The sequence below is a fragment of the Pseudomonas sp. FP2335 genome (assembly GCF_030687535.1).
Taxonomy (GTDB): domain Bacteria; phylum Pseudomonadota; class Gammaproteobacteria; order Pseudomonadales; family Pseudomonadaceae; genus Aquipseudomonas.
In genome coordinates this window covers 4,544,895-4,571,100 of sequence record NZ_CP117437.1, presented here as the reverse complement: position 1 = coordinate 4,571,100, position 26,206 = coordinate 4,544,895, and the positions used below count along the sequence as shown (strand labels likewise).

Below are 26,206 nucleotides of genomic sequence, written 5' to 3'. Positions count from 1 at the left end.
TTGATACGAAAACTGGTTGTACTGCTGCTGGTTGGTCTGTTCTCGGCGGCTTTGCTGTTGGGCTATGGCGCCTGGAAATACGACGCTGCCCTCAAGCAGCCCCTGAACCTGACCCAGGAGCAGCTGCTCGACGTACCGGCCGGGGCGACGCCTACCGGCACCTTCAATCGCCTCGAAGCCGACGGCGTGCTCGACGGCGCCTTCTGGCTGCGCCTTTACTGGCGTTTCAATCTCGACGGCCAGCCCCTGCACAGCGGCGAATACCGCATGACCCCCGGCATGACCGCACAAGGTTTGATCGGCCTGTGGCAGCGTGGCGAAGTGGTGCAATACAGCCTGACTCTGGTGGAGGGCTGGAACTTCCGCCAAGTACGCTCGGCCCTGGCCAAGCATGAAAAGATCGTGCAAACCCTGTCAGGCCTCACCGACAGCGAAGTGATGGACAAGCTTGGCCACCCCGGCGTGTTTCCGGAAGGGCGCTTCTTCCCCGACACCTACCGTTTCGTACGCGGCATGACCGACGTCGAGTTCCTGAAAAAAGCCTACAACCGCTTGGACGATGTCCTCGCCCAGGAGTGGAGCAAGCGGGCTGCCGATGTGCCGTATACCGAGCCCTACCAGGCGCTGATCATGGCTTCGCTGGTGGAGAAGGAGACCGGCGTGCCTGAAGAGCGCGGCCAGATTGCCGGGGTGTTTGTGCGCCGGATGAAGATCGGCATGCTGCTGCAGACCGACCCGACGGTGATCTATGGCCTGGGTGAGCGCTACAACGGCAAGTTGACCCGTGCCCATCTCAAGGAAGCCAACCCCTACAACACCTACATGATTGCCGGCCTGCCGCCGACGCCCATCGCCATGGTCGGCCGCGAAGCGATCCATGCCGCGCTGAATCCGGTGCCGGGCAGCAGCCTGTATTTTGTCGCCCGTGGCGATGGCAGCCATATTTTCTCCGATGACCTGGATGCGCATAATGCCGCCGTGCGCGAGTTCCAACTCAAGCGCCGCGCCGATTACCGCTCCAGCCCGGCGCCTGCGGCAAAGCCGGCAGAAGACGCAACACCACCGGCCGATGCGCCTGCCGAACCGCAAAGCCTGCAATGACTCTGACTAAGGACTGCCCGTGACTGGCTTGTTTATTACCCTGGAAGGCCCTGAAGGCGCCGGCAAAAGCACCAACCGCGATTACCTGGCCGAGCGCTTGCGCGCTGATGGCGTCGAGGTGGTGTTGACCCGTGAGCCCGGTGGCACGCCGCTGGCCGAGCGCATCCGCGAAGTGCTGCTGGCCCCGGGTGACGAGCCGATGAATCCGGATACCGAACTGCTGCTGGTGTTCGCTGCCCGCGCCCAGCATCTGGCTGAAGTGATCCGCCCGGCGCTGGCCCGTGGTGCCGTCGTGATCTGCGACCGCTTCACCGATTCCACCTACGCCTACCAGGGCGGCGGCCGCGGTTTGTCCCTGGCGCGCATCGCCACCTTGGAAACCTTCGTGCAAGGCGATCTGCGTCCCGACCTGACCCTGGTATTCGACCTGCCGGTGGAAGTCGGCCTGGCCCGCGCCAGTGCCCGTGGTCGCCTGGATCGCTTCGAGCTGGAAGGCCGTGCATTCTTCGACGCGGTGCGCAGCGCGTTTCTCGCGCGTGCCAAGGCCGAGCCTGCACGCTACTACCTGCTGGACGCTGCCCAACCCTTGGCCCAGGTGCAGCACGCCATCGATGCCCTGCTGCCCACGTTGCTGGAGCGCGCCCGTGGCTGAAGCCTACCCGTGGCAGGCCAGCCTCTGGCAACAGTTGGCCGGCCGTGCCCAGCACGCCCACGCTTACCTGTTGCACGGGCCGATTGGCATCGGCAAGCGCGCGCTTGCCGAGCGTCTGATGGCCAGCCTGTTGTGCCAGCGCCCTGTCAATCTGGAGGCGTGTGGCGAGTGCAAATCCTGCCTGTTGCTCAAGGCCGGCAGCCATCCGGATAACTACCTGCTCGAACCTGAAGAAGCCGACAAGGCGATCAAGGTCGATCAGGTGCGCGATCTCGTCAGCTTCGTGGTGCAGACCGCGCAGATGGGCGGGCGCAAAGTCGTGTTGATCGAGCCGGTGGAGGCGATGAACATCAATGCCGCCAACGCCCTGCTCAAGAGCCTGGAAGAGCCGTCCGGCGATACGGTGTTGCTGCTGGTGAGCCACCAGTCCAGTCGTTTGCTGCCGACTATCCGCAGCCGTTGTGTACAGCAGGCCTGCCCGTTGCCGAGCGAGGCCATGAGCCTCGAGTGGCTGGCCCAGGCGTTGCCGGAGTGCAGCGCAGAAGAGCGTGGCGAATTGCTGACCCTGGCCGCCGGTTCGCCGCTGGCTGCGGTGAAATTGCAGGCCCAAGGCGTGCGTGAACAACGTGCGCTGGTGGTAGATGGGGTGAAGAAACTGCTCAAGCAGGAACTGTCCGCCACCCAGTTGGCCGAGACGGCCTGGAAGGATATTCCGCTGTTGCTGCTGTTCGACTGGTTTTGCGACTGGTCGAGCCTGATCCTGCGCTACCAGTTGACCCAGGACGAAAACGGCCTGGGCCTGGCGGACATGCGCAAAGTCGTGCAGTACCTCGCGCAGAAAAGCTCCCAGGACAAGGTGCTCAACATTCAGGACTGGATTCTTGCCCAGCGCCAGAAGGTGCTCGGCAAAGCCAACCTCAACCGCGTGCTGTTGCTCGAAGCGCTGCTGGTGCAGTGGGTCGGCTTGCTCGGCCGCCGTTAATTTCCGTGGCCGACGGGTGTATCGTCGGCCAGACCCTTTTTCGCGACTCAAGTTGTAATTACCCATGCTCGTAGATTCCCATTGCCACCTAGATCGCCTTGACCTCGCCCAGCACGGCGGCTCCCTTGACGCCGCCCTCGAAGCCGCGCGCCAGCGTGGGGTAGGGCACTTCCTGTGCATCGGCGTCAGCGCCGACAATGCTGCCGACGTCAAAGCCCTGGCCGAGCGTTATGCGGATGTGGACTGCTCGGTGGGGATCCACCCGCTGGACCTCAAGCCCGGCGAAGCCCCGGCCCTCGACTGGTTGCTGGGCGAACTCAATCACCCGCGTGTGGTGGCGATCGGCGAAACCGGTCTGGATTACCACTACGAACCCGAGGCTGCCGAATTGCAGCAGGCCTCCTTCCGCCTGCACTTGCAGGCCGCCCAGCAGACCGGCAAGCCGGTGATCGTCCACACCCGTGGCGCCCGCGCCGACACCCTGGCCCTGCTGCGCGAAGCCGCGTTGCCCCAGGCCGGTGTGCTGCATTGCTTCACCGAAGACTGGGACATGGCCAAGGCGGCCCTGGACCTGGGTTTCTACATTTCCCTGTCGGGTATCGTCACCTTCCGCAACGCCGACGCCCTGCGCGATGTAGCGCGCCAAGTGCCGGCCGATCGCCTGCTGGTGGAGACCGACTCGCCGTACCTGGCGCCCATCCCCCATCGCGGCAAGCCGAACCTGCCGGAATACGTGCGGGATGTGGCGGATTACCTGGCGATGTTGCGCGGCGAGTCCTACGAGCGTTTTGCCGAGCAGACCACGCAGAACTTCAAGCGCCTGTTCCCGTTGGCCCACGTCAAATCGTAGGCAAAAAAAACCCGGGTTCTGGGGGGTGAATCCGGGTTAAGACCATTAGGAGTAAAACAGGGCACGCAGTCCGTCGGTACCCAGGGTCGGCGCGTCACTTGGGGGAGATGTCACGCCGACAGTTCAAGTATTGATCAGTATCTGATTCAGTCCAGTCGTGACTGGTCGATTTTTAAACAGATTTGGAATACACGCGCTTCGCTTGAGTTCTCATCACGCGGGTGCACAGGCGCAGTTTGTGCGTATTATTTCTGACTGAGAGCGGTGAAAACGTTGGCGCGCTGAAACTAAAGTGCATGACGGGTTCACATAGGCGTTGCCCAACGACCGTTCAGTCGGGATAATCCCTCGCACCGGGTAAATCGTATCGCCGCGTCTGCGTGGCCCTGCGCAACCCTCCCCATAGTCACCTCTGCAGACCTCTTCCTCATGCACAAAGAACCCCGTAAGGTCCGTGAGTTTCGCCGCCGTGAGCAGGAAATTCTCGACACCGCGCTCAAGCTGTTCCTCGAACAAGGTGAAGACAGCGTCACCGTCGAGATGATCGCGGATGCCGTGGGTATCGGCAAAGGCACGATCTACAAACACTTCAAGTCCAAGGCCGAGATCTACCTGCGCCTGATGCTCGATTACGAGCGCGACTTGAACGAGCTGCTGCATTCGGCCGATGTGGACAAGGACAAGGAAGCCCTGTCCCGCGCCTACTTCGAGTTCCGCATGCGCGACCCGCAGCGTTATCGCCTGTTCGACCGCCTGGAAGAAAAGGTGGTCAAGGGCCATCAGGTGCCGGAAATGGTCGAGGAACTGCACAAGATCCGCGCCTCGAACTTCGAACGCCTGACCCTGTTGATCAAGGGCCGCATCAGCGAAGGCAAGCTTGAAGACGTACCGCCGTATTTCCACTACTGCGCCGCCTGGGCGTTGGTGCATGGTGCCGTGGCGCTGTACCACTCGCCATTCTGGAGCAATGTGTTGGAAGATCAGGAAGGTTTCTTCCAGTTCCTGATGGACATCGGCGTGCGCATGGGCAACAAGCGCAAGCACAGCACCGAACTGCCGCCCGCTGAAACGCCCGCCAGCTAATGATTTGCTGCCACGCGTAGTACCCCAGGAATATACTCAGGCAAGGACTCTTGCTAAAAGCTGATTTTTAAGTCAGCTTTTAGCGCGCCCGAATCATCCTCTGCCGGAGTGATCCATGATCGTTGATCGTCAAGGCAGGCGTTTTCGCAATTTGCGGATCAGCCTGACCTCAGCCTGCAATTATGCGTGTACCTACTGCGTGCCCAATGGCAAGCGGTTGGTGGCTGCCCAGGACGAACTCTCGGCCGAGGCCATGGCGCGGGGTGTCGAGTACCTGATCGAAGCGGCGGGCATCGAGCGCCTGCGCATCACCGGCGGTGAGCCGCTGGTCAGTCCCAAACTGGAAGCCTTCATGGGCGCGGTGGGGCAGCTGGGCCTGAGTGACATCAGCCTGACCACCAACGGCCAACTGCTGGCGCGCAAACTGCCGTTGCTGGTGGAGGCCGGGATCAAGCGCATCAACGTCTCCCTCGACACCCTGGACGCCGCCGCCTTCCGCAGCATCGCCCGTGGCGGCGACCTGGCCAGCGTGCTCGACGGTATGGACCAGGCCCGCGCCGCCGGGATCAAGATCAAGGTCAACATGGTGCCGTTGCGCGGCCAGAACCTGGATCAGGTGATGCCACTGCTCGACTACTGCCTGGAGCGTGGTTACGAGCTGCGTTTTATCGAGTTGATGCGCATGGGCCACCTGGCCAAGGATTCCAATGCATTCCTGCAGCAATTCGTCAGCCTGCAACAGCTGCTCAGCCTGATCGGCGAACAATACGAATACCTGCAAGCCAACGCTCCGGTGGACGCCACCGCTGTGCGTTATGAAATCCCAGGCAAGGGCTACTTCGGCGTGATCGCCAACGAAAGCGTGCCGTTCTGCCGCACGTGTTCGCGGCTGCGCCTGTCGTCCACGGGTTGGTTGCATGGCTGTCTGTCGTCGAGCAACCGTCACTATGTCGGCGACCTGCTGGACAAGCCGCGCCATCAGGCGCTGCCGGCGCTGCAAGGGCTGTTGATGAAGGCCTTGGGCGATAAGCAGGAAGTGGCGTTCTCGGGCGGTGCGACGATCATGAAAATTATTGGCGGCTGACCCGATATTCTTCCGCCACATTCCCCTGTGGGAGCGGGCTTGCTCGCGAATGCGGTGTATCAGAAACAGATGTGCTGACTGACACACCGCATTCGCGAGCAAGCCCGCTCCCACACAAGCCCGCTCCCACATTTGATTTGTGTCGTCTGTGAATGGCGCGGATTCTGCATCTCACGCCCATTCGCCGGTTTTCCGTCACCGGCTTCTGGAGGATTAGGATGCGTAGTCTGGTTTTGTTGCTGGCGTCGTTGGCGCTGAGTGGTTGCATGACCGTCAGCGATATGGCCGAAGGCACTCGCTATCAGATGAGTGACGCCGGGTTGCTCGACCACAGCGACACCCGCCGTACCAACTCGATCCGCCTGCAACCGGACTCCTTTGTCTTTATCGCTCAAGGCGCATTTGTGCCGCCGGGCAGTGCCTACCCGCGTCCCAACGTGGTGGCCGAAGAAGCCTTCAACGGCTTCGTCGAATACTTCCCCATGGTCCGTCGCGCCCGTCAGCCGGAAGGCCTCGAGCAGGCAATGACTGAAGCGCGCGGCGCGGGGGCCCACTACCTGCTGTATTGCCGTTTCGCGGCAGCCGATGACCGCATCGGCAACGCCGATGAATGGGCCGACCAGGAAGCCCTCGATCGCGTCGGCCTCGACAGCGGTGTGATCCAGGTGATGTTGATCGAGACCAGCACCCAGTATTTGATTGATACTGTGCGGATTCGCAGCCGTGGCGGTTTACTGACGTTCCACGACAACCGACCCCAGGATCTGATCGCCCGCCCCCTGGCGCAGTACGCCCGCAGCCTGCTGGGCATGAGCGATCAATAAGACACAGGAGCAGCCCATGACCGATTCCGCCAAGGCCAATGATCTGTTGGCCCAACTGCCCAAGGGCAAGGGACCGGCGCCAGTGCACCTATGGAACCCGGAGTTCTGCGGCCATATCGACATGCGCATCGCCCGCGACGGCACCTGGTTCTACCAGGGCACGCCGATCGGGCGTAAGCCGATGGTCATGCTGTTCTCCAATATCATCCGCCGCGATGGCGATGAGTACTTTCTGGTCACTCCCGTGGAAAAAGTCGGCATCCGCGTCGATGATGCGCCGTTCGTTGCGCTGACGCTTGACGTCGAAGGGCAGGGCGAAAGCCAGGTGCTGCGCTTTACCACCAATGTCGACGAGCAGATCGATGCCGGCCTCGAGCACCCGCTGCGGGTGGTCATTGACCCAGTCACCCAGGAACCGTCACCCTATCTGCGGGTGCGCACCAACCTCGAAGCCCTCGTGCATCGCAATGTGTTCTACCAATTGGTCGAACTGGCGGTCAGCCGTCCGATCAACGGTCAGAACTGGCTGGGCGTCTGGAGTGGCGGGGAATTCTTCAGGATTGGCCTGGAACCCTGAGGCTGGCTTTTTCATCCTCCTAAAATAATTCGCTTGCTGACAGCGGGCGCTTTCGGGTATGAATTTGTACATGATTAGACATGTTCGATTTGATAAGAAAAAACGCGTCGTCGACGAGCTCATCCGCCGTATCGAGGGTGGGGTGATGGCCGACGGTTTCCTGCTCCCGGGTGAGCATCAACTGGCCGAAGAGTTCGCCGTCAGCCGGGGCACCCTGCGCGAGGCGCTGGCCGAGCTCAAGCGACGTCATTACATTGCGACCCAGAGCGGCGTCGGCTCCATCGTTACCTTTGACGGCATGATGCTCGACCAGCGCAGCGGCTGGGCACAAGCCCTGGCGGACACCGGGGCGCAGGTGAGCACCGACGTCCTGCGGTTCGAGGCCGTGAGCCGCCCGGACCTGTTCAGCCGCTTCGGCACCGAGCAATTCATTGCTCTCGACCGCCGCCGGCGCACGTCAGACGGTACCGCCGTGTCCCTGGAACGTTCGCTGATGCCGGCTTCCGGTGGCCTTGAGAGCCTGCCGGAAGTCGGTCTGATCGAGAACTCCCTGACCATCACCCTGGCAGCCTACGGCTTTGTCGGCGCCGAAGGTGACCAATGGATCGGCGCCGAGCCCCTCAGTGACAGCGACGCCGAGCTGCTCGGTCGCCCCAGCGGTAGCGTGTTTCTCAAGGCGTCGCGCACCACCTACGACCGTCGCGAGCGCTTTATGGAATACGTTGAAAGCTTGCTTGACCCGCTGCACTTTCGCCTGCATCTGCAATTTGGAAACCCGAAATGACCCCGCTCAACCGCGCGCTCGGCGCCTTCTACGGCCTGGCCTTGGGCGATGCCCTGGGCATGCCCACCCAGTCCCTGAGCCGCGAACAGGTGCGCGCACGCTTCGGTGCGATCACCACCCTGGAAGATGCCGACGCCAACCAGCCCATCGCGCCGAACATGCCCGCCGGTTCCATCACCGATGACACCGAGCAGGCGATTCTGGTCGGTGAGCTGCTGGTCGAAGGCCGAGGCACCATCGAGCCCACCGTGCTGGCCAAGCGCTTGATCGCGTGGGAAGCGCGGATGCGCGCCAAGGGTTCCCAGGACTTGCTCGGCCCATCGACCAAACGTGCGATCGACATGATCCTCGCCGGTCACACCCCGCAGGAGTCCGGGCGTTATGGCACCACCAACGGTGCCGCGATGCGCATCACTCCGGTCGGTATCGCCGCTGATGTCAGCGATCCGACGCGGTTTATCCAGGCTGTGATCCAGGCGTGCCAGGTCACCCACAACACCAGCCTGGGCATCTCCAGCGCGGCGGCGGTGGCGGCGGTGGTCTCGGCCGGGATCAACGGCGTGGATTTGGGCGAAGCACTGAACATCGGCACCCAGATCGCCCAGCAGGCGCAAAGCCATGGTCACTGGATTGCCGGAGGACGCATGTCCACCCGCATCAGTTGGGCGCGCACCCTGAGTGTCGGCAGTGGCGACAAAGCGCTGTTTGCCGATTTGCTCTACGAATTGATCGGCACCTCCGTCGCATCCCAGGAGTCGGTGGTGGTCTCGTTCGCCCTCGCGCAGCAAGTGGCGGTGGGCGACATGAGCGCGTTTGAAGCCTTGTGCCTGGCTGCCAGCCTGGGCGGCGACACCGATACCATCGCCGCGATTCTCGGCGCCATGCTGGGTGCCTGCCTGGGCATGCAGTGCTGGCCACAGGCGATGGTCGAGCAGGTCAAGCGGGTCAATGGTCTGGACTTGCAGCCACTGGTCCAGGCACTACTCGCCATGCGCTGACTGGCACAGATCCACCCGCTCCCACAGTTGATCGACTGCATGGAACACTTGCCACAACCACAACAACACAGGCAGCAGGAGCATCCTTCATGAGCAGCACCCCTAGCGGCCAAAGCGCCGGGCAATTGGAAACACGTGGCATCGAACCGGTTCCGGAAGGCGAGTGCAACGGCCATCCGCTGCAACTGTTCTGGGTCTGGTTCGCCGCCAATATCAGCATCCTCGGCCTGCCGCTGGGAGCGACGCTGGTGGCGTTTCGCGGCCTGGCCATCTGGCAGGCAATCATCGTCGCGATCCTCGGCGCGGCCGGTTCGTTCGCGGTGGTGGGCATCATCTCCATCGCCGGTCGACGTGGCCGTGCGCCGAGCCTGACCTTGTCCCGGGCGATCTTCGGTGTGCGCGGCAACATCGGCCCGACGCTGGTCTCGCTGATGTCGCGCCTGGGCTGGGAAACCGTGAACACCACCACAGCCGCGTTCGTGCTGCTGTCGTTGTGCTCGATCCTGTTCGGCTCGCCGGTCGAGGCGAAAAGCGCACCGGTTCTGACGCTAGTATTCATCGCCATCTTCGTGCTGCTGACCCTGTCGGTATCCGGCCTCGGTCACGCCACCTTGCTGGTGATCCAGAAGTGGGCGACCTACGTGTTCGGCGCCCTGAATATCCTGGTGGGCGGCTTCCTCTGCGCCACCATCGACTGGAGCGCGGTGTTCAACGCTACGCCGGCGCCGCTGAGCGCGATGATCATCGGCGTCGGCACCATGGCCGCCGGCACGGGTATCGGCTGGGCCAATGCCGGCGCCGACATGTCGCGATACCAGCACCGCAGCGTCAAGGCCGTGCGCCTGGTGGCCTCGGCCGCGTTTGGCGCGGGCATCCCGCTGGTGCTGCTGATCACCCTCGGCGGCCTGCTCTCGGTGGGCAACAACGACCTGGCCTCGGCCACCGACCCGATCATCGCGATCCGCGACATGTTGCCGACCTGGATGGCCGTGCCGTACCTGATCACCGCGTTCGGCGGGCTGCTGCTGTCGAACAACCTCTCGGTGTACTCGGCGGGCCTCACCACCTTGACCCTCGGCTTGAAGGTCAAGCGCGTGCACGCAGTGATCGTCGACATCGTGGCGATCTTCGCCGGCTCGATCTACTTCATGCTGATCGCCGACAGCTTCTACGGCCCGTTCATCACCTTCATTTCGCTGTTGGCGGTACCGATCACCGCGTGGGTCGGGATCTTCGTGGTCGACCTGATCCACCGTCACCACTACAGCGCCAATGACCTGCTGGACGTCAGCCCGAGCAGTGCCTATTGGTACCGCGGCGGCGTGGAATGGCGCGCGTTTGGTGCCTGGGCCGTGGCGATCGTGCTGGGTTTCAGCTTTACCACCATCGGCACCACCGCCGAAAACATCTGGTTCGCCGGGCCTTTGTCCGACTCCTGGCTGGGCCACAACGGCTTGGGCTGGATCGTCACCTTCCTGGTGGCCGGCGGGATTTATGCCGTACTGGGCGGCGCATCCGACCGTCGCCCGGCGTTAGTCGAGCGTCGTCATGTCTAGATTGCTGCACACCGGCCAGGTCATTGTCGATCTGGTCATGGCCCTGGAAACCTTGCCCGCGACTGGCGGTGACGTGTTGGCACAATCTGCCAGTTTCGAAGCCGGCGGTGGTTTCAATGTGATGGCGGCGGCACGGCGCAACGGCTTGCCGGTGGTGTATCTGGGGCGCCACGGCAACGGGCGCTTTGGTGACTTGGCCCGCGCGGCGATGCAGGCCGAAGGTGTCGAGATGGCCCAGGCCGCCAGCCCCGATAAAGACACGGGCTTGTGTGTGTCACTGACCGAGGCGACGACCGAACGCACGTTCATTTCCCATCTCGGTGCCGAGGGCGAGTTGACGGCCGAGGATTTGGCGCGGGTTGTCCCGCAGGCGGACGATTATGTCTATGTCAGCGGTTACAGCCTGTTGCTCGAAGGCAAGGCCCAGGCGTTGCTCGATTGGCTGTTGGCGCTGCCGCGTGAGATCACCGTGGTGTTCGATCCGGGCCCGCTGGTCAAGGCGCCGGAGTCGCCGCTGATGGCAGCGTTGCTGCCGCGTATCGACATCTGGACCAGCAATGGTCCGGAGGTGTTGGCGTTTACTGGTGCGGCTACGTTGGCGCAGGCCTTGAACGCCTTGCAACGGCATCTGCCCGAGGGCGCATTGCGGGTGGTGCGCGATGGCCCGAATGGCTGCTGGGTGAATGCCGAACATGTGCCGGGCTTCAAGGTGACGGCGGTGGACAGCAACGGAGCGGGCGATGCCCATGCTGGGGTGTTTATCGCAGGCTTGGCCAATGGCCTCGCACCCGTCCAGGCGGCGCGCCGTGCGAACGCTGCGGCAGCCTTGGCCGTGACACGCTGGGGCCCGGCCACTTCTCCTGGCACCGCCGAGGTCGACGCGCTATTGGCGCGCTGAACCGCGGCAAAAATGTGGCAGGAGGTAAGCGCCCTGCCACATTGGGTTTCGGAACATGCCTTCTACGGCGCAGGCTGTTTCGGCGCGCCCGGCAGGTTGGAGTCATCGCCTTTGTTGATCGTCGGCTCGTTCACCGAGGGGCCCATCTTGCCATTGCCCACCGCAGTTGGCGCCTGGCGTTCCGCGTCGTGCCCCTTGGTGTGCGGGTCGGCGCCGTTGGAGTTTTCGATCACCGCCCCATTGTTGATTTGCAGCCCCGTGCCCATGGATTTCTGGGACTCGGTGGTCGCGTCAGGGGTGCTCGTGCCGGTGGACGAGGTGGCCGCAAAACCGCTCAGCGAAACCGACGACAACAGGCCTGCAAAGGCGAGGGCAGCCAACTTGGAATGCTTCATGAGGGAATCTCCATAGAGTTATTGTCCTTACCCTCTATTGGTCCGCCCGCAAGGCTGGTTGGTGCCTCGATGGCGACGAACGGCGCAGTACCAGCCGAACAACGCTGATCAGCCAATTGAGCGCCGCCACCGCCGTCACACTCAACAACAGCGTGGGCATGCCGTGTTCGACGATGATCTTGCCCGCCAGCAACGGAAACCCGAACACCCCGACAAAGTACGCCAGGCTGAACAACAGCAACGCCTGGGAGGTGCTGCCCGGCGGTGCTTCGTTCGCCACCAACCCGTTGATCACCGAATACGTCAGGCCGTAACCCACCCCCAACGTAATCGCCGCCAACAGGTAACTGAAACTGCCTGACACACCGAAGCCAAACATCAACACCGACACCAGCATCAACCCCGACAGCACACACGCCGCGCGGTACGCATCCCGCTTGACCACGAAGCCGGCGATCAACAACCGGCTGCTGATCGCGGCGCTGAGAAAACCCGCAAAAAACAGCGAATAGTCCAGCGAGTGCGCCGCTGCATAGCTGGTCTGGAACGACGACAACCCGCCAAACACACAACCGCCCAGGCCGACCATGACAATCGCGAATGCGGCTTTGGACGACAGCACCTGACGCGTGGCGCGCCAGGAGATTTTGGCCACCGCAGCCTCTTGCCCGAGATGGGCACCCAGGCGCCAGAACATCAGCACACCGATCAGGCTGGCGCATGCAGCGATCAGAAATGCGCTGGTCAGCGCCAGCCCCAGGACGTTGGCCGCCCGCCCCAGCAACGGCCCGGCGCCGATGCCGCTCATCATGCTGCCCGACAGCAACGCAAAATATTTGGCCCGTTGTTGCGGCGCCACCAACATCGCCACGATGATCGGCCCCAAGGTGTAGAACACCCCCCAGCCCAGTCCCAGGGCCAGCCCGAACACCATCAGGCTTTCGCCAACGCCCGGCGTCAGCGCAAAGCCCAGGCATGCCACTACCAACAGCAGACCCATACCGGCAATCGCGCGCGCCGCACCCAGGGCGTCGGACAGATGCCCTGAGACCATCACCGCGACAAAGGTGCTGAGCATCGCCATGGAAATCACACTGCCCGCATCGTGCTCATCGCCGCCGCGTGTATGCATCAGCAGCGACAGCAAAAAGGTCGAGCCGTAAGACAACGACAGCAGAAAACTGGCGAGACAGAACAGGGCGAACAGCTTGTTGCTCACCGGGGGTGTGGAGTGCATGGGGGGCGGCCTGGAAGTCGTTGGAGTTATGCCGGTTTTTTTACCATGGTGGCATTGGTCGATTGTTGTGCGGTTGCTGGTGCCAGCGTTAGCTGCCGACGGAGTAACGGCAGCGATGAAAATGCACTGCAATCAGTCATGAATCCCCCTTAGTATGTGTGCTTTGAAATTGCCCAAGGCTCGACCATGACCATCGAGATTCGCCCCGCGGTGCCCAGCGATGCTGCGCAGATCCTGACTTTCATCACCGAACTGGCCGAGTACGAAAAGGCCCGGCATGAAGTGATCGCCAGTGTCGTGGACATCGAGCGCAGCCTGTTCAGCGAGGGCGCCACCGCCCATGGCCTGATCTGTTTGCGCGACGGCTTGCCGATTGGTTTCGCGGTGTTCTTTTTCAGCTACTCCACGTGGCTGGGCAGCAACTGCCTGTACCTCGAAGACCTCTACATCAACCCGGAACAACGCGGCGGCGGTGCGGGCAAGAAGTTGCTGCGCCACCTGGCGAAGATCGCCTTTGACAACGGTTGCGGGCGCTTCGAATGGAGCGTGCTGGACTGGAACGAGCCGGCGATCGCCTTCTACAAATCCATCGGCGCGCAGCCCCAGGAAGAGTGGGTGCGCTACCGCATGGAAGGCGATGCGTTGCGCGACTTTGCCTTGGGCTGAGATCACTTTTTAGAAAGCACTGAAGTTCAAATGTGGGAGCTCCGACATAAGCCGGCTCCCACTTTTTTTGCGCGACTGCTCAGTATGTGGGATGCAAATTTATATATTGAGATATTTCAAAAGATAGGTTTATAGTCGGCGGCATCAGCACTCACTACCAAAAATAAAACAGGTGAAGCGATGCAGGCACAACCGTTGTCCCTCCCCGCCGTGCCCGAGCCAACCTACGGCGAGCGGCTCAAAGACAAGGTGGTGATCATCACCGGCGCCGCCCAAGGCATCGGCGAGGCCATCGTCGCGTGCTTCCAGGCCCAGCAGGCGCGCCTGGTCATCGCCGACATCCAGGCTGAAAAAGTCCAAGCCGTTGCCGCCCACTGGCGCGAACGCGGCGCTGCAATCCACGCCCAACCCGTCGACATCACCTCAAAAGAGCAATGGCAGGCGCTGGTCAACCTGGCCATCGAGCGTTTTGGCCGTGTGGACGTGCTGGTCAACTGCGCCGGGGTCAACGTGTTCCGCGACCCGCTGCAAATGAGCGACGAAGACTGGCGCCGCTGCTTCGCCATCGACCTCGACGGCGCCTGGTTCGGCTGCCGTGCGGTGTTGCCGCATATGATCGAGCAGGGCATCGGCAACATCATCAATATCGCCTCCACCCATTCCAGCCACATCATCCCCGGCTGCTTTCCCTATCCCGTGGCCAAGCATGGCCTGCTTGGCCTGACCCGCGCCCTTGGCATCGAATACGCGGCCAAGGGCATCCGCGTGAATGCCATCGCGCCGGGCTATATCGAGACTCAGCTCAACGTCGACTACTGGAACGGTTTCCCCGACCCCCACGCCGAGCGCCAGCGCGCCTTCGACCTGCACCCGCCCAAGCGCATCGGCCAGCCGGTGGAAGTCGCGATGACCGCGCTGTTTCTGGCGACCGACGAGGCGCCCTTTATCAATGCCACCTGCCTGATGATCGATGGCGGGCGGTCTGTGATGTACCACGACTAAAGCGTTCTCCAATAACAAGAAGGAGGTGGTTCATGTTGAAGAAGACACTCGGCACCCTGGCGCTCGCCGTCGCGTTCAGCGGCGTTGTTTCGGCTGAAGAAGTGAAGATCGGCTTTCTGGTCAAGCAGGCCGAAGAGCCGTGGTTCCAGACCGAATGGGCCTTCGCCGAAAAAGCCGGCAAGGACCATGGGTTTACCGTGATCAAGATCGCCGTGCCCGATGGCGAGAAAACCCTTTCGGCCATCGACAGCCTCGCGGCCAACGGCGCCAAGGGCTTTGTGATCTGCCCGCCGGATGTGTCCCTCGGCCCGGCGATCGTGGCCAAGGCCAAGGCCAATGGCTTGAAAGTCATGGCGGTGGATGATCGTTTCGTCGATGCCAAGGGCAACTTCATGGAGGACGTGCCGTACCTGGGCATGGCCGCTTTCGAAGTCGGCCAGAAACAGGGTGCGGCCATGGCTGGCGAAGCGAAAAAGCGCGGTTGGGACTGGAAGGACACCTACGCGGTGATCAACACCTATAACGAACTCGACACTGGTAAAAAACGCACCGACGGCTCGATCAAATCCCTGGAAGAAGCCGGCCTTCCCAAGGACCACATCCTCACCGCCGCCCTGAAAACCCTCGACGTGCCGGGCAGTATGGACGCCACCAACTCGGCCCTGGTCAAGCTGCCCAGTGGCGCGAAAAACCTGATCATCGGCGGCATGAACGACAACACCGTGCTTGGCGGCGTGCGCGCCACCGAAAGCGCCGGCTTCAAGGCGGCCAACGTGATCGGCATCGGTATCAATGGCACCGACGCCATCGGCGAGCTGAAAAAGCCTGACAGTGGTTTCTTCGGTTCGATGCTGCCGAGCCCGCATATCGAGGGCTACAACACGGCGCTGGCGATGTATGAGTGGGTCACCACCGGCAAGGAACCGGCGAAGTACACGGCGATGGACGAAGTGACGCTGATCACCCGCGAAAATTTCCAGGCAGAACTGACCAAAATCGGTCTGTGGAAATGAGCGGCGCGGCCCTGCGTTTCAACGGCATCGGCAAGGAGTTTCCCGGGGTCAAGGCCTTGGCGCAGATCAGCTTTGAAGCGCGGCCGCACGCGGTACACGCGCTGATGGGCGAGAACGGTGCGGGCAAGTCGACGCTGCTGAAAATACTTGGCGGCGCCTACATCCCAAGCAGCGGCACAGTGCAGATCGGCGCGCAGACCATGGCCTTCAAATGCGCCGCCGACAGCATCGCCAACGGCGTGGCGGTGATCCACCAGGAGCTGCACCTGGTGCCGGAAATGACCGTCGCCGAAAACCTGTTCCTCGGGCATTTGCCGTCGCGGTTCGGCGTGGTCAATCGGGGCTTGCTGCGCCAGCAGGCCCTCGCTTGCCTCAAGGGCCTGGCGGATGAAATCGACCCGGCCGAAAAGCTCGGCCGCCTGTCCCTGGGCCAGCGCCAACTGGTGGAAATCGCCAAGGCGCTGTCCCGTGGCGCGCATGTGATCGCGTTTGACGAACCCACCAGCAGCCTGTCGGCGCGGGAGATCGACCGCTTGATGGCGATCATCACGCGCCTGCGCGACGAGGGCAAAGTGGTGCTCTACGTGTCGCACCGCATGGAAGAAGTGTTCCGCATCTGCAACGCGGTGACGGTGTTCAAGGACGGCCGCTTCGTGCGCACCTTCGACGACATGAGCGCGCTGACCCATGACCAGTTGGTGACGTGCATGGTCGGGCGCGACATCCAGGACATCTACGATTACCGCCCGCGTGACCACGGCGAAGTGGCGTTGAAGCTCGACGGTTTACAAGGCCCCGGCTTGCGTGAACCGATCAGCTTTGACGTGCGCAAGGGCGAGATTCTCGGCCTGTTCGGCCTGGTCGGGGCAGGGCGCACCGAACTGTTGCGCCTGCTCAGCGGTTTAGAGCGCACCAGCGCCGGTCGCCTGGAGCTGTGCGGCGCGCCGCTGCAACTGCGCTCACCGCGCGATGCCATCGCCGCCGGGGTGCTGCTGTGCCCGGAAGACCGTAAAAAGGAAGGCATCATCCCGCTGTCCAGCGTCGCCGAGAACATCAACATCAGCGCCCGTGGCGCCCATTCGGCGTTCGGCTGGTTGTTGCGTGACGGCTGGGAAAAGGGCAACGCCGAGCACCAGATCAAGGCGATGAAGGTCAAGACGCCGAATGCCGAGCAGAAGATCATGTACCTCTCCGGCGGCAACCAACAGAAGGCCATTCTCGGCCGCTGGCTGTCGATGCCGATGAAGGTGCTGCTGCTCGACGAACCCACCCGCGGTATCGATATCGGCGCCAAGTCGGAGATCTACCAGATCATCCATACCCTGGCGGCAAGCGGGATTGCGGTGATCGTGGTGTCCAGCGATTTGATGGAAGTGATGGGCATCAGCGACCGCATCCTGGTGATGAGTGAAGGCGCCTTGACCGGCGAATTGACCCGCGCCGAAGCGGACGAAGCACGGCTGTTGCAACTGGCTCTCCCGCGTTCGCGGGCTTGATGAATTCGAGGTGAGTATGTCCGAGGTAAAAACTGCAAAGGGCTTCTGGCCGGGTTTCAACCAGCGCAAGTTCCTCGATGACTGGGTGATGTTGCTCGCGGCGCTGGGCATCTTTGTGCTCAGTGCGTTGTTTATCGACAACTTCCTTTCGCCGCTGAACATGCGCGGGCTGGGCCTGGCGGTTTCCACGGTGGGCATCGCCGCCTGCACCATGTTGTTCTGCCTGGCGTCGGGGCATTTCGACCTGTCGGTGGGCTCGGTAATCGCCTGCGCCGGCGTGGTGGCCGGCATCGTGATCCGCGACACCGACAGCGTGGTGCTCGGCGTGTCGGCCGCGTTGGCGATGGGCCTGGTGGTGGGGCTGATCAACGGCATCGTGATTGCCAAGCTGCGCATCAATGCGTTGATTGCGACGCTGGCGACCATGCAGATCGTGCGCGGCCTGGCCTACATCTTCTCCAATGGCAAGGCGGTGGGGGTGATGGATGAACGTTTCTTCGTGTTCGGCAACGGCCAACTGCTGGGTGTGCCGGTGCCGATCATCATCACCGTGCTGTGTTTTGTGTTCTTTGGCTGGCTGCTCAACTACACCACCTACGGGCGCAACACCATGGCCATTGGCGGCAACCAGGAAGCGGCGCTGCTGGCCGGGGTGAATGTGGATCGCACCAAGATCATCATCTTTGCCGTACACGGCTTGGTGGGTGCGTTGGCCGGGGTGATCCTCGCCTCGCGCATGACCTCGGGCCAACCGATGATTGGCCAGGGCTTCGAGCTGACGGTGATTTCGGCGTGCGTGCTGGGTGGGGTGTCGTTGAGCGGCGGGATCGGCATGATCCGGCATGTGATCGCCGGGGTGTTGATCCTGGCGATCATCGAGAACGCGATGAACCTGAAGAACATCGATACCTTCTACCAGTACGTGATCCGTGGTTCGATCCTGCTGTTGGCGGTGATCATCGACCGCATGAAACAACGCTAAGCCATGCCATGTGAGGACTAAATGTGGGAGCGGGCTTGCTCGCGAATGCGGTGGGCCAGCTAGCTCATCAGGTGACTGACACACCGCATTCGCGAGCAAGCCCGCTCCCACATTTTGATCTTCGCTGTGCTCAGGTTCAGCTTTTGCCATAATGCCCGCGCTTTCACACTTATAGGCCCGATATGCAGGAAAACGCCCACACCCCCGCCAAAGAAACCGCCCCCACTGGCACCCAGACCCTGCTCCGTGGCCTGGGCGTGGTACAAGCGGTGGCGGCCGGTGCGCGGGATCTCAAAGAGATCGCCAAGCGCATCGGCACCACCCGCAGCACCACCCACCGCCTGGCCAGTTGCCTGGTGGAGGAGCGCTACCTGCGCGTGGTGCCGCAAGTCGGTTACCTGCTGGGGCCCAAATTGATCGAGCTGGGTTTCCAGGCGCGTGAAGAGCTGCCGTTGGTGACGTTGGCGGTGCCGTACCTGGACGAATTGTCGGCGTTGACCGGGGACACCATCCACCTGGCCATCCGCGAGTACGACGACGTGCTCTACCTGCACAAGAACCCCGGCCGCAATGGCCCGGAAATGCGCTCGCGGGTCGGCCACCGCATGCCGCTGGCGCGTACGGGCATCGGCAAGGCATTGCTGTTGGATGATTCGGTCGAAGAGTGGCAGCGCCTGTACGACGTCAGCTTGCCGGCCGCAGGGAAAAGCCCGCAGTGGCCGCAGCACCCGGAGCAGTCCTGGGCCCAGTTCGAGCAGCGCATGCGTGAATACGTGGTGGGCGGTTATGCGTTCGACCTGGAAGACAACGAACCGTCGATCCGTTGTGTCGCGGCACCTGTGCGCGATGCCAGCCGGCGGATTGTCGCCGGCATCAGCATCGCCAGTACCGTGCCCTACATGCCGCTGGAGAAAATGGCCGAGCTGATCCCTGTGATCAAACAGGTCGCAGCGCGGCTGTCAGCGGAGTTGGGCGCGAAGGCCTGATCAGGCCTTGAGGGTCGCCATGTCGATGACAAAGCGGTACTTCACATCGCCGGCGATCATGCGGCTGTAGGCTTCGTTGATGTTGCGGATGTCGAGCATTTCGATGTCGCAGCTGATGCCGTGTTCGGCGCAGAAATCCAGGACTTCCTGGGTTTCGGCAATGCCACCGATCAGCGAACCGGCCAGCACCTTGCGGCCCAGGATCAGCTTGGCGGCGTTGACCGGCGGGTCGACCGGCTCGATCAGGCCGACCAGGATGTGCACGCCGTCAAAGCGCAGCACGTCGAGGTAGGGGTTGAGGTCGTGCTGCACCGGGATGGTGTCCAGCAGGAAATCGAACTGCCCGGCAGCAGCTTGCATCTGCGCAGCGTCGGTGGACACGATCACGTGGTCGGCGCCCTGGCGACGGCCTTCCTCGGCCTTGCTCGCCGAGCGGGTGAACAAGGTCACTTCGGCGCCGATCGCCTTGGCCAGCTTGATGCCCATGTGGCCGAGGCCGCCCATGCCCAATACGCCGACCTTGTCGCCAGCCTTGATGCCGTAGTGCTTGATCGGCGAGTACATGGTCACGCCGGCGCAGAGGATCGGCGCGGCGCTGGCCAGGTCGAGCCTGGCCGGGATCTTCACCACGAAGTGTTCGCTGACCACGATGCTGTCGGAGTAGCCACCCATGGTGTTGCTGCCGTCGACGCGGTCCGGGGTGGCGTAGGTCATGGTCGGGCCTTCGAGGCAGTATTGCTCCAGGTCCGACTTGCACGCGTCGCAGTGACGGCACGAGTCGACCATGCAGCCCACGCCGACCAGATCGCCGACTTTGTGCGCGGTGACGTCGGCGCCGACGGCGGTGACTTTGCCGACGATCTCGTGGCCCGGCATCAGCGGGTACACGGCGATGCCCCACTCGTTGCGTGCCTGGTGGATGTCGGAGTGGCACACGCCGCAGTACAGGATCTCGATGGCCACATCATCGACGCGCGGGCTGCGGCGCTGGAAGGACATGGGGGCGAGGGGAGTGGTGGCCGACTGGGCGGCATAACCGATGGCGGTGTACATGGGAAAAACCTCGCAAAAAGCAATGACAGGTGAGGCGGCGCATTCTCCGCGCCGGGCCTTGCAGCGGCCATGGCGATTGCTCCGAGTCTCATGCCTATTCGTCCGGAGGTGCCCCGGGTTTGGGTTTTTGTGTCGCCGGACCTGCGATGATGCGTTCATCCCTTTTTCGCGAAGTTTTTTGCCATGTTGTTGACTCGCCATCTTGATGCCAACGCCACGCTGGTTTCCTTGATTGAGGGGCTGACGCCCTGCGACGGTTTCTCGCCGACCCACCTGCCGGGCGTGAAGGTATTGCGCGCCAGCTGCGATGTGGCGCGCGGCCCGCAGATCTATGAGCCCAGCCTGATGTTCGTGGCCCAGGGCAGCAAAGTCGCCTACCTGGGCCCGCGCACGCTGGAGTATGGCGCCGGGCACTATTTAATCCAGGCCATGCCGGTGCCGTTCGAGTGCGAGACGTTTGCCATGGCACCGGATGCGCCGCTCTACGGGGTGACGGTGGGCATCGACCGTGTGGTGCTGGGGGAGTTGGTGATGGCCATGGGCATTCAGGCCGGGCCGCCGCCGACGGCGCAGACGTTGGAGTCGATGAGTTCGGTGGTGCTGGATGACGCCATGCGTGGCTGCGTCGAACGGCTGCTGCAGTGCCTGCATGATCCGCTGGAAAGCCGGATCATGGGCCCGGCGCGGGTGCGTGAATTGTTGTTCACCGCGCTGCGCGGGCCGCAGGCCGATGTGTTGCGCGCCTTGGTGGAACAGCAGGGGCAGTTTTCGCGAATCGCCACGTCATTGAATCACCTGCACGCCCATTATGCCGAGCCGCTGAATATCGAGACATTGGCGGGGTATGCGCACATGAGTGCGTCGACGTTTCACGAGCATTTCAAGCGCTGCACCTTGTTGTCGCCGGTGCAGTACCTGAAGCGATTGCGCTTGTTGAAGGCGCAGCAGTTGCTGATGGTGGAAGGCATGGGGGTGGCGCAGGCGGCGCATAGCGTGGGGTATCAGAGTACGTCGCAGTTCAGTCGCGAGTACAAGCGCTACTTCGAGCGTAACCCCGGCGAGGAGCGCGTCGCCTAGATCTTACTGATTCAATGGGTCAATGTGGGAGCGGGCTTGCTCGCGAAAGCGGTTTGTCAGTCAAATATGCTCTAACTGACCCACCGCTTTCGCGAGCAAGCCCGCTCCCACATTTGACCGAGTTCCTGCCACAAAAAAGGCTCCCATTTGGGAGCCTCAGTTGGCGTTACATATTCGGGTAAGTCGGCCCACCCGCGCCTTCCGGCGTTACCCAGGTGATGTTCTGCGAAGGGTCCTTGATGTCACAGGTCTTGCAGTGCACGCAGTTCTGGGCGTTGATCTGGAAGCGCTTGGCGCCGTCTTCCTGGGTGATCACTTCATACACGCCCGCCGGGCAGTAGCGCTGCGCCGGTTCATCGTAGAGCGGCAGGTTGGTGCCGATCGGGATGCTCGGGTCTTTGAGCTTCAAGTGGCACGGCTGTTCTTCTTCATGGTTGGTACCGGAGATGAACACCGAGCTCAACTTGTCGAAGCTCAGCTTGCCGTCGGGTTTGGGGTAGTCGATCTTCTTGCTGTCCTTGGCCAGCTTGAGGCAGGCGTAGTCCGGCTTGGTGTCGTGCAGGGTGAACGGCATCTTGCCGCCGAGGATGTTCTGGTCGAACCAGTTGAAACCTGCACCGATGATCGGGCCGAACTTGTGCATCGCCGGGCCGAAGTTGCGGCTGGCGAACAGTTCTTCGTAGAGCCAGCTGGACTTGAAGCTGTCGACGTAAGCGGTCAGTTCATCACCGCCTTCGGATTCGGCTAACAGGCGGTCGGCCACGGCGTCGGCGGCGAGCATGCCGGACTTCATCGCGGTGTGGCTGCCCTTGATCTTGGCCACGTTCATGGTGCCCAGGTCGCAGCCGATCAATGCGCCGCCCTTGAACACCATCTTCGGCAGCGAGTTGATGCCACCTTTGGCCAGGGCGCGGGCGCCGTAGCTGATGCGCTTGCCGCCTTCGAGGTACTGGGCCAGCACCGGGTGGTGCTTGAGGCGCTGGAACTCATCGAACGGCGACAGGAAGGTGTTGCTGTAGGACAGGTCGACGATCAGGCCGACGACCACCTGGTTGTTTTCCAGGTGATAGAGGAACGAACCGCCGGTGTTCTCGTTGCTCATGATGTCCAGCGGCCAACCGGCGGTGTGCACCACCAGGCCTGGTTGATGCTTGGCTGGGTCGATTTCCCAGATTTCCTTGAGGCCGATGCCGTAGTGCTGGGCGTCGGCGTCGCTGTCCAGGTTGAAGCGCTGGATCAGCTGCTTGCCGATGTGGCCACGGCAACCTTCGGCGAACAACGTGTACTTGCCACGCAGTTCCATGCCCGGGGTGTAGACGCCTTCTTTCGGGTTGCCTTCGCGGTCGACGCCGAGGTCGCCGGTGATGATCCCGCGTACCACGCCGTTTTCGTCGAACAGCGCTTCCTGGGCGGCGAAGCCTGGGTAGACTTCCACGCCCAGGTTCTCGGCCTGCTGGGCCAGCCAGCGGCACAGGTTGCCCAGGGAAATGATGTAGTTGCCTTCGTTGTGCATGGTCTTGGGCACAAAGAAGTCAGGAACCTTGGTGGAGGCTTCGGGGCTGCGCAGTACATAGATGTCATCGCGCACCACGGGGGTGTTGAGCGGGGCGCCGAGTTCTTTCCAGTCCGGGAACAATTCGTTCAGGGCGCGGGGTTCAAACACCGCACCGGAGAGAATATGTGCGCCCACTTCGGAGCCTTTCTCGACCACGCAGACGCTGATTTCCTTACCGGCTTCGGCGGCCTTCTGCTTCAGTCGGCAGGCGGCAGACAGGCCCGCCGGGCCAGCGCCGACGATGACCACGTCGAATTCCATGTATTCGCGTTCCACAGGTTATCTCCTACTCAAGGCTCAACAGGCTTTTTTTCTAATGGATGGAGGTTCGGTGTCGTCTGGCGCAAAGGCCTGACCCACCTTTCTCTCTAGGTGGCGCATTATATATAGACCACTGCGAGCGTCCAATACAAACGTTTGTTTGAATTGCCCGCAGGCTAGGTAAATCAAAGCAACGCGGCTTATGACTGGCTATTTTGCCGTATTGACCAGAATAGGCGTTCCGGTCAATATACGGTCGGTTTTGCGCTTACCGTAGGCAGACAGCAGGTTTCAAGAGCACGTCCAAAAGCAAGACAGGTGACGCGCGCCGAAACTCGGGCGCGCAGTTTACACGCTGCGATAAAGAATGACCTCTCAGTCACCACTGACGAACGGTCGTCATTTCCCGTGAGCAAGGTCATCCGCCGACGTTTTTGGAGGTGCCCTTGTGTGCCGATGAGCATCAACCGCCAGGTTCGCCTAGGCGACTTTCTTTTCACCGGAGAGTAACGAGGAATCCATGAAGGTTCTTGTAGCTGTCAAACGCGTTGTCGATTACAACGTGAAAGTTCGCGTCAAGGCGGACAATTCCGGCGTCGATCTTGCTAACGTCAAGATGTCGATGAACCCGTTCTGTGAAATCGCCGTGGAAGAAGCCGTACGCCTGAAAGAGAAAGGCGTGGCAACTGAAATCGTCGTGGTTTCCATCGGCCCGACCACTGCTCAAGAGCAGCTGCGTACCGCCCTGGCACTGGGTGCCGACCGCGCCATCCTGGTCGAGTCCGCTGAAGAGCTGACCTCCCTGGCCGTGGCCAAGCTGCTCAAGGCTGTTGTCGACAAGGAACAGCCTCAGCTGGTGATCCTTGGCAAGCAAGCCATCGACAGCGACAACAACCAGACTGGCCAGATGCTGGCTGCACTGACCGGTTACGGCCAGGGCACCTTCGCGTCCAAAGTCGAAGTGAGCGGTGACCGCGTCGCTGTGACCCGTGAAATCGACGGCGGCGCCCAGACCGTTTCCCTGAAACTGCCGGCCATCGTCACCACCGACCTGCGTTTGAACGAGCCGCGCTACGCGTCCCTGCCAAACATCATGAAAGCCAAGAAGAAGCCTCTCGAAGTGCTGACTCCGGATGCTTTGGGCGTTTCCACCGCGTCCACCAACAAGACCGTCAAGGTTGAAGCGCCGGCTGCACGCAGCGCGGGCATCAAGGTCAAGTCGGTCGCTGAACTGGTCGAGAAACTGAAAAACGAAGCGAAGGTAATCTGACAATGACTATCTTGGTAATCGCTGAACACGACAACAAGGTCGTGGCCCCGGCCACCCTGAACACCGTGGCTGCTGCCGCTAAAATCGGTGGCGATATTCACGTGCTGGTTGCAGGTCAGGGCGCTGGCGCCGTGGCTGAAGCCGCCGCGAAAATCGCTGGCGTGAGCAAGGTGCTGCTGGCCGACAACGCCGCGTACGCTCACCAGTTGCCGGAAAACGTTGCCCCTCTGGTTGCAGAGCTGGGCGCTGGCTACAGCCACATCCTGGCTGCCGCCACGTCCAACGGCAAAAACATCCTGCCACGCGTCGCCGCGCAGCTGGACGTTGACCAGATCTCCGAGATCGTTTCGGTTGAAAGCGCTGACACCTTCAAGCGCCCGATCTACGCCGGTAACGCCATTGCCACCGTGCAATCGACGGCCTCGGTGAAAGTCATCACCGTGCGTGCCACCGGTTTCGACCCGGTTGCCGCCGAAGGTGGTTCGGCTGCCGTTGAAGCCGTTGCAGCTGCCCACAACGCGGGTACTTCCAGCTTTGTTGGCGAAGAGCTGGCCAAGTCGGATCGTCCTGAGCTGACCGCTGCCAAGATCGTCGTTTCCGGCGGGCGTGGCATGCAGAACGGTGACAACTTCAAGCACCTGTATGCCCTGGCCGACAAGCTGGGCGCTGCGGTCGGCGCTTCCCGCGCGGCCGTCGACGCAGGTTTCGTACCCAACGACATGCAGGTCGGCCAGACCGGCAAGATCGTGGCGCCACAGCTGTACATCGCCGTCGGTATCTCCGGCGCGATCCAGCACCTGGCCGGCATGAAAGACTCCAAAGTGATCGTTGCGATCAACAAGGACGAAGAAGCGCCGATCTTCCAGGTAGCCGACTACGGCCTGGTGGCAGACTTGTTCGAAGCCGTACCCGAGCTGGAGAAGCTGGTCTAATCCAGTCGCTTCACTTATAAAGAGCCCGGTCCTTGTGACCGGGTTTTTTTTTGACTTGCTGGAGCACCTCGCCATGGAACTGCGCCCCTGGACCTTACTGATGGGCCTCACGCTACTGCCAGGCCTGGCGCTGGCCGCCGGCAAGTGCGAGCGCCTGGTGATCACCGGCAGCCCCGACGCACCGCCTTTGCTCTGGCGCGACCCCCAAGACCCCACACGCCTGATCGGTGCCACCGCCGATGTGCTGCAACAAGTGGGCAAGGACCTCGGCCTGAAAATCGACCTGCTCTACGGCGGCAAACGCTCCCTGGCCCTGGACGAAGTGCGCAGCGGGCGCATGGACATCCTCGCCGACGCGCCGCTGAACCTGGGCGAGTTGGACACCCTCGATTATATCCACCCGGCACTGGTGCAGACCGACTACCTGGTCTGGACCCGCAAGGACTCGGCACTGGCCTACACCACCGCCGCCGACCTGCACGGCCACAAAGGTGCGGCCTCTGAGCGTGCACGGTTGAGCGCCGCCTTCGAAACGTTCGCCGGGCAGCAGCTCACCCTGCAACGCCTGCCGAGTCTGACGCCGGCGTTTCAGAAACTGCTGCTCGGGGAAGTGGACTACGTCCTTGCCGGTCGTTACTCCGGCATGGCCATGGCCCAGACCCTGGGGATGAGCAATGACTTGATTGCGCATGAGGTGCCCATCGATCAGCCCGGCCTGTACCTGGCGATTTCCCACAACTCTGCCTGCAATGATCCGTGGCTGCGCGGACAGCTGGCGAAAAAGATGACAGAATTGCCCGCGTCCGGTGTGGTGCAAGCGGCAACGCAGCGCAATCTCGAGCGCTGGAAAGCGCAATTGCAGCAACCTGTCGGCACTCCAGCAAAGTAAGGA

Annotated in this window: 26 protein-coding genes; 22 read left to right on the top strand and 4 right to left on the bottom strand. The window is 62.1% G+C overall.

What is annotated here, in order from left to right; translation table 11 throughout:
* The 12 genes from mltG (at position 1) to PSH81_RS20420 (ending at position 11,389) form a co-directional block, all read left to right on the top strand.
* Positions 1 to 1,101 (top strand): endolytic transglycosylase MltG, encoded by a 1,101-nt coding sequence (gene mltG, locus PSH81_RS20475; RefSeq protein ID WP_305391391.1) that lies wholly within the window; start codon positions 1 to 3, stop codon positions 1,099 to 1,101.
* Positions 1,102 to 1,120: 19 nt separating this feature from the next.
* Positions 1,121 to 1,753 carry a dTMP kinase gene (tmk, locus tag PSH81_RS20470; protein ID WP_192300681.1) on the top strand — a complete coding sequence of 211 codons (633 nt, stop codon included), beginning with the start codon at positions 1,121 to 1,123 and terminating at the stop codon, positions 1,751 to 1,753.
* The gene (locus PSH81_RS20465; protein WP_305391390.1) at positions 1,746 to 2,735 is read left to right on the top strand and encodes a DNA polymerase III subunit delta'; all 990 of its coding nucleotides are present in this window, start codon (positions 1,746 to 1,748) and stop codon (positions 2,733 to 2,735) included. The genes tmk and PSH81_RS20465 overlap by 8 nt, the downstream gene beginning before the upstream one ends.
* Before the next feature lie 64 nt (positions 2,736 to 2,799).
* Entirely contained in the window at positions 2,800 to 3,585 is a 786-nt protein-coding gene (locus PSH81_RS20460) for a TatD family hydrolase (RefSeq protein ID WP_226457560.1), read from the top strand.
* A 429-nt stretch (positions 3,586 to 4,014) separates the two neighbouring features.
* Entirely contained in the window at positions 4,015 to 4,668 is a 654-nt protein-coding gene (locus PSH81_RS20455; protein WP_192300684.1) for a TetR/AcrR family transcriptional regulator, read from the top strand.
* Positions 4,669 to 4,783: 115 nt separating this feature from the next.
* Entirely contained in the window at positions 4,784 to 5,752 is a 969-nt protein-coding gene (locus PSH81_RS20450; RefSeq protein ID WP_192300685.1) for a GTP 3',8-cyclase MoaA, read from the top strand.
* Positions 5,753 to 5,970: 218 nt separating this feature from the next.
* Entirely contained in the window at positions 5,971 to 6,576 is a 606-nt protein-coding gene (locus tag PSH81_RS20445; RefSeq protein ID WP_192300686.1) for a DUF4823 domain-containing protein, read from the top strand.
* A 16-nt stretch (positions 6,577 to 6,592) separates the two neighbouring features.
* Complete coding sequence (locus tag PSH81_RS20440) at positions 6,593 to 7,153, top strand: DUF1285 domain-containing protein (protein ID WP_305391389.1); 561 nt, start codon at positions 6,593 to 6,595, stop codon at positions 7,151 to 7,153.
* A gap of 70 nt (positions 7,154 to 7,223) precedes the next feature.
* Complete coding sequence (locus PSH81_RS20435) at positions 7,224 to 7,937, top strand: GntR family transcriptional regulator (protein ID WP_305391388.1); 714 nt, start codon at positions 7,224 to 7,226, stop codon at positions 7,935 to 7,937.
* Positions 7,934 to 8,935 (top strand): ADP-ribosylglycohydrolase family protein, encoded by a 1,002-nt coding sequence (locus PSH81_RS20430; RefSeq protein ID WP_305391387.1) that lies wholly within the window; start codon positions 7,934 to 7,936, stop codon positions 8,933 to 8,935. Before PSH81_RS20435 ends, PSH81_RS20430 begins: the two co-directional genes overlap by 4 nt.
* A gap of 89 nt (positions 8,936 to 9,024) precedes the next feature.
* Entirely contained in the window at positions 9,025 to 10,491 is a 1,467-nt protein-coding gene (locus PSH81_RS20425; RefSeq protein ID WP_226457563.1) for a cytosine permease, read from the top strand.
* A complete protein-coding gene (locus tag PSH81_RS20420; protein ID WP_305391386.1) occupies positions 10,484 to 11,389 on the top strand; it encodes a PfkB family carbohydrate kinase in 906 nt (301 codons plus the stop codon). Before PSH81_RS20425 ends, PSH81_RS20420 begins: the two co-directional genes overlap by 8 nt.
* Before the next feature lie 62 nt (positions 11,390 to 11,451).
* Here the strand turns inward: PSH81_RS20420 and PSH81_RS20415 are convergent, their stop codons facing one another.
* On the bottom strand, positions 11,452 to 11,784 hold the full coding sequence (locus PSH81_RS20415; RefSeq protein ID WP_192300692.1) for a hypothetical protein: 333 nt from the start codon (positions 11,782 to 11,784) through the stop codon (positions 11,452 to 11,454).
* A 34-nt stretch (positions 11,785 to 11,818) separates the two neighbouring features.
* Complete coding sequence (locus PSH81_RS20410; protein ID WP_226457565.1) at positions 11,819 to 13,021, bottom strand: MFS transporter; 1,203 nt, start codon at positions 13,019 to 13,021, stop codon at positions 11,819 to 11,821.
* Positions 13,022 to 13,207: 186 nt separating this feature from the next.
* Here PSH81_RS20410 and PSH81_RS20405 point away from each other — a divergent pair, with 186 nt between their 5' ends.
* From PSH81_RS20405 to PSH81_RS20380, 6 genes are all read left to right on the top strand, one after another.
* Entirely contained in the window at positions 13,208 to 13,687 is a 480-nt protein-coding gene (locus tag PSH81_RS20405; protein WP_010208407.1) for a GNAT family N-acetyltransferase, read from the top strand.
* Between the two features lie 180 nt (positions 13,688 to 13,867).
* Positions 13,868 to 14,689 carry an SDR family oxidoreductase gene (locus tag PSH81_RS20400; RefSeq protein ID WP_226457566.1) on the top strand — a complete coding sequence of 274 codons (822 nt, stop codon included), beginning with the start codon at positions 13,868 to 13,870 and terminating at the stop codon, positions 14,687 to 14,689.
* A 32-nt stretch (positions 14,690 to 14,721) separates the two neighbouring features.
* Positions 14,722 to 15,702: a substrate-binding domain-containing protein gene (locus PSH81_RS20395; protein WP_192300694.1), complete on the top strand. Its 981-nt coding sequence runs from the start codon at positions 14,722 to 14,724 to the stop codon at positions 15,700 to 15,702.
* Positions 15,699 to 17,198, top strand: coding sequence for an L-arabinose ABC transporter ATP-binding protein AraG (gene araG, locus PSH81_RS20390; protein WP_305391385.1), 1,500 nt, complete (start codon positions 15,699 to 15,701; stop codon positions 17,196 to 17,198). Before PSH81_RS20395 ends, araG begins: the two co-directional genes overlap by 4 nt.
* A gap of 16 nt (positions 17,199 to 17,214) precedes the next feature.
* Positions 17,215 to 18,180, top strand: a complete 966-nt coding sequence (araH, locus tag PSH81_RS20385) for an L-arabinose ABC transporter permease AraH (protein WP_305391384.1) — start codon at positions 17,215 to 17,217, stop codon at positions 18,178 to 18,180.
* A 182-nt stretch (positions 18,181 to 18,362) separates the two neighbouring features.
* Positions 18,363 to 19,166: an IclR family transcriptional regulator gene (locus PSH81_RS20380; protein WP_305391383.1), complete on the top strand. Its 804-nt coding sequence runs from the start codon at positions 18,363 to 18,365 to the stop codon at positions 19,164 to 19,166.
* Here the strand turns inward: PSH81_RS20380 and PSH81_RS20375 are convergent, their stop codons facing one another.
* On the bottom strand, positions 19,167 to 20,219 hold the full coding sequence (locus PSH81_RS20375; RefSeq protein ID WP_226454832.1) for an NAD(P)-dependent alcohol dehydrogenase: 1,053 nt from the start codon (positions 20,217 to 20,219) through the stop codon (positions 19,167 to 19,169).
* A gap of 183 nt (positions 20,220 to 20,402) precedes the next feature.
* Between PSH81_RS20375 and PSH81_RS20370 the strand changes: the two genes are divergently transcribed.
* Complete coding sequence (locus PSH81_RS20370) at positions 20,403 to 21,296, top strand: AraC family transcriptional regulator (RefSeq protein WP_192300699.1); 894 nt, start codon at positions 20,403 to 20,405, stop codon at positions 21,294 to 21,296.
* Positions 21,297 to 21,462: 166 nt separating this feature from the next.
* On the opposite strand, the gene PSH81_RS20365 is transcribed toward PSH81_RS20370, so the two are convergent.
* Positions 21,463 to 23,127, bottom strand: coding sequence for an electron transfer flavoprotein-ubiquinone oxidoreductase (locus PSH81_RS20365; protein ID WP_305391382.1), 1,665 nt, complete (start codon positions 23,125 to 23,127; stop codon positions 21,463 to 21,465).
* Between the two features lie 505 nt (positions 23,128 to 23,632).
* Between PSH81_RS20365 and PSH81_RS20360 the strand changes: the two genes are divergently transcribed.
* The 3 genes from PSH81_RS20360 (at position 23,633) to PSH81_RS20350 (ending at position 26,203) form a co-directional block, all read left to right on the top strand.
* A complete protein-coding gene (locus PSH81_RS20360; protein ID WP_305391381.1) occupies positions 23,633 to 24,382 on the top strand; it encodes an electron transfer flavoprotein subunit beta/FixA family protein in 750 nt (249 codons plus the stop codon).
* 2 nt (positions 24,383 to 24,384) lie between these two features.
* Positions 24,385 to 25,314 carry an electron transfer flavoprotein subunit alpha/FixB family protein gene (locus tag PSH81_RS20355; RefSeq protein WP_192300701.1) on the top strand — a complete coding sequence of 310 codons (930 nt, stop codon included), beginning with the start codon at positions 24,385 to 24,387 and terminating at the stop codon, positions 25,312 to 25,314.
* A 73-nt stretch (positions 25,315 to 25,387) separates the two neighbouring features.
* Positions 25,388 to 26,203: an ABC transporter substrate-binding protein gene (locus PSH81_RS20350; protein WP_305391380.1), complete on the top strand. Its 816-nt coding sequence runs from the start codon at positions 25,388 to 25,390 to the stop codon at positions 26,201 to 26,203.
* Positions 26,204 to 26,206: the final 3 nt, after the last annotated feature.

Excerpts from the sequence above, each read along its gene's own strand:
- PSH81_RS20395 (WP_192300694.1), top strand. The coding sequence starts at position 14,722 with ATGTTGAAGAAGACACTCGGCACCCTGGCGCTCGCCGTCGCGTTCAGC.
- araH (WP_305391384.1), top strand. The coding sequence starts at position 17,215 with ATGTCCGAGGTAAAAACTGCAAAGGGCTTCTGGCCGGGTTTCAACCAG.
- PSH81_RS20435 (WP_305391388.1), top strand. The coding sequence starts at position 7,224 with ATGATTAGACATGTTCGATTTGATAAGAAAAAACGCGTCGTCGACGAG.
- PSH81_RS20420 (WP_305391386.1), top strand. The coding sequence starts at position 10,484 with ATGTCTAGATTGCTGCACACCGGCCAGGTCATTGTCGATCTGGTCATG.
- PSH81_RS20440 (WP_305391389.1), top strand. The coding sequence starts at position 6,593 with ATGACCGATTCCGCCAAGGCCAATGATCTGTTGGCCCAACTGCCCAAG.
- PSH81_RS20430 (WP_305391387.1), top strand. The coding sequence starts at position 7,934 with ATGACCCCGCTCAACCGCGCGCTCGGCGCCTTCTACGGCCTGGCCTTG.
- PSH81_RS20415 (WP_192300692.1), bottom strand. The coding sequence starts at position 11,784 with ATGAAGCATTCCAAGTTGGCTGCCCTCGCCTTTGCAGGCCTGTTGTCG.
- PSH81_RS20375 (WP_226454832.1), bottom strand. The coding sequence starts at position 20,219 with ATGTACACCGCCATCGGTTATGCCGCCCAGTCGGCCACCACTCCCCTC.
- PSH81_RS20445 (WP_192300686.1), top strand. The coding sequence starts at position 5,971 with ATGCGTAGTCTGGTTTTGTTGCTGGCGTCGTTGGCGCTGAGTGGTTGC.
- PSH81_RS20380 (WP_305391383.1), top strand. The coding sequence starts at position 18,363 with ATGCAGGAAAACGCCCACACCCCCGCCAAAGAAACCGCCCCCACTGGC.
- araG (WP_305391385.1), top strand. The coding sequence starts at position 15,699 with ATGAGCGGCGCGGCCCTGCGTTTCAACGGCATCGGCAAGGAGTTTCCC.
- PSH81_RS20400 (WP_226457566.1), top strand. The coding sequence starts at position 13,868 with ATGCAGGCACAACCGTTGTCCCTCCCCGCCGTGCCCGAGCCAACCTAC.
- PSH81_RS20355 (WP_192300701.1), top strand. The coding sequence starts at position 24,385 with ATGACTATCTTGGTAATCGCTGAACACGACAACAAGGTCGTGGCCCCG.
- PSH81_RS20360 (WP_305391381.1), top strand. The coding sequence starts at position 23,633 with ATGAAGGTTCTTGTAGCTGTCAAACGCGTTGTCGATTACAACGTGAAA.
- PSH81_RS20350 (WP_305391380.1), top strand. The coding sequence starts at position 25,388 with ATGGAACTGCGCCCCTGGACCTTACTGATGGGCCTCACGCTACTGCCA.
- PSH81_RS20405 (WP_010208407.1), top strand. The coding sequence starts at position 13,208 with ATGACCATCGAGATTCGCCCCGCGGTGCCCAGCGATGCTGCGCAGATC.
- PSH81_RS20410 (WP_226457565.1), bottom strand. The coding sequence starts at position 13,021 with ATGCACTCCACACCCCCGGTGAGCAACAAGCTGTTCGCCCTGTTCTGT.
- PSH81_RS20455 (WP_192300684.1), top strand. The coding sequence starts at position 4,015 with ATGCACAAAGAACCCCGTAAGGTCCGTGAGTTTCGCCGCCGTGAGCAG.
- PSH81_RS20425 (WP_226457563.1), top strand. The coding sequence starts at position 9,025 with ATGAGCAGCACCCCTAGCGGCCAAAGCGCCGGGCAATTGGAAACACGT.
- PSH81_RS20460 (WP_226457560.1), top strand. The coding sequence starts at position 2,800 with ATGCTCGTAGATTCCCATTGCCACCTAGATCGCCTTGACCTCGCCCAG.
- PSH81_RS20450 (WP_192300685.1), top strand. The coding sequence starts at position 4,784 with ATGATCGTTGATCGTCAAGGCAGGCGTTTTCGCAATTTGCGGATCAGC.
- PSH81_RS20370 (WP_192300699.1), top strand. The coding sequence starts at position 20,403 with ATGTTGTTGACTCGCCATCTTGATGCCAACGCCACGCTGGTTTCCTTG.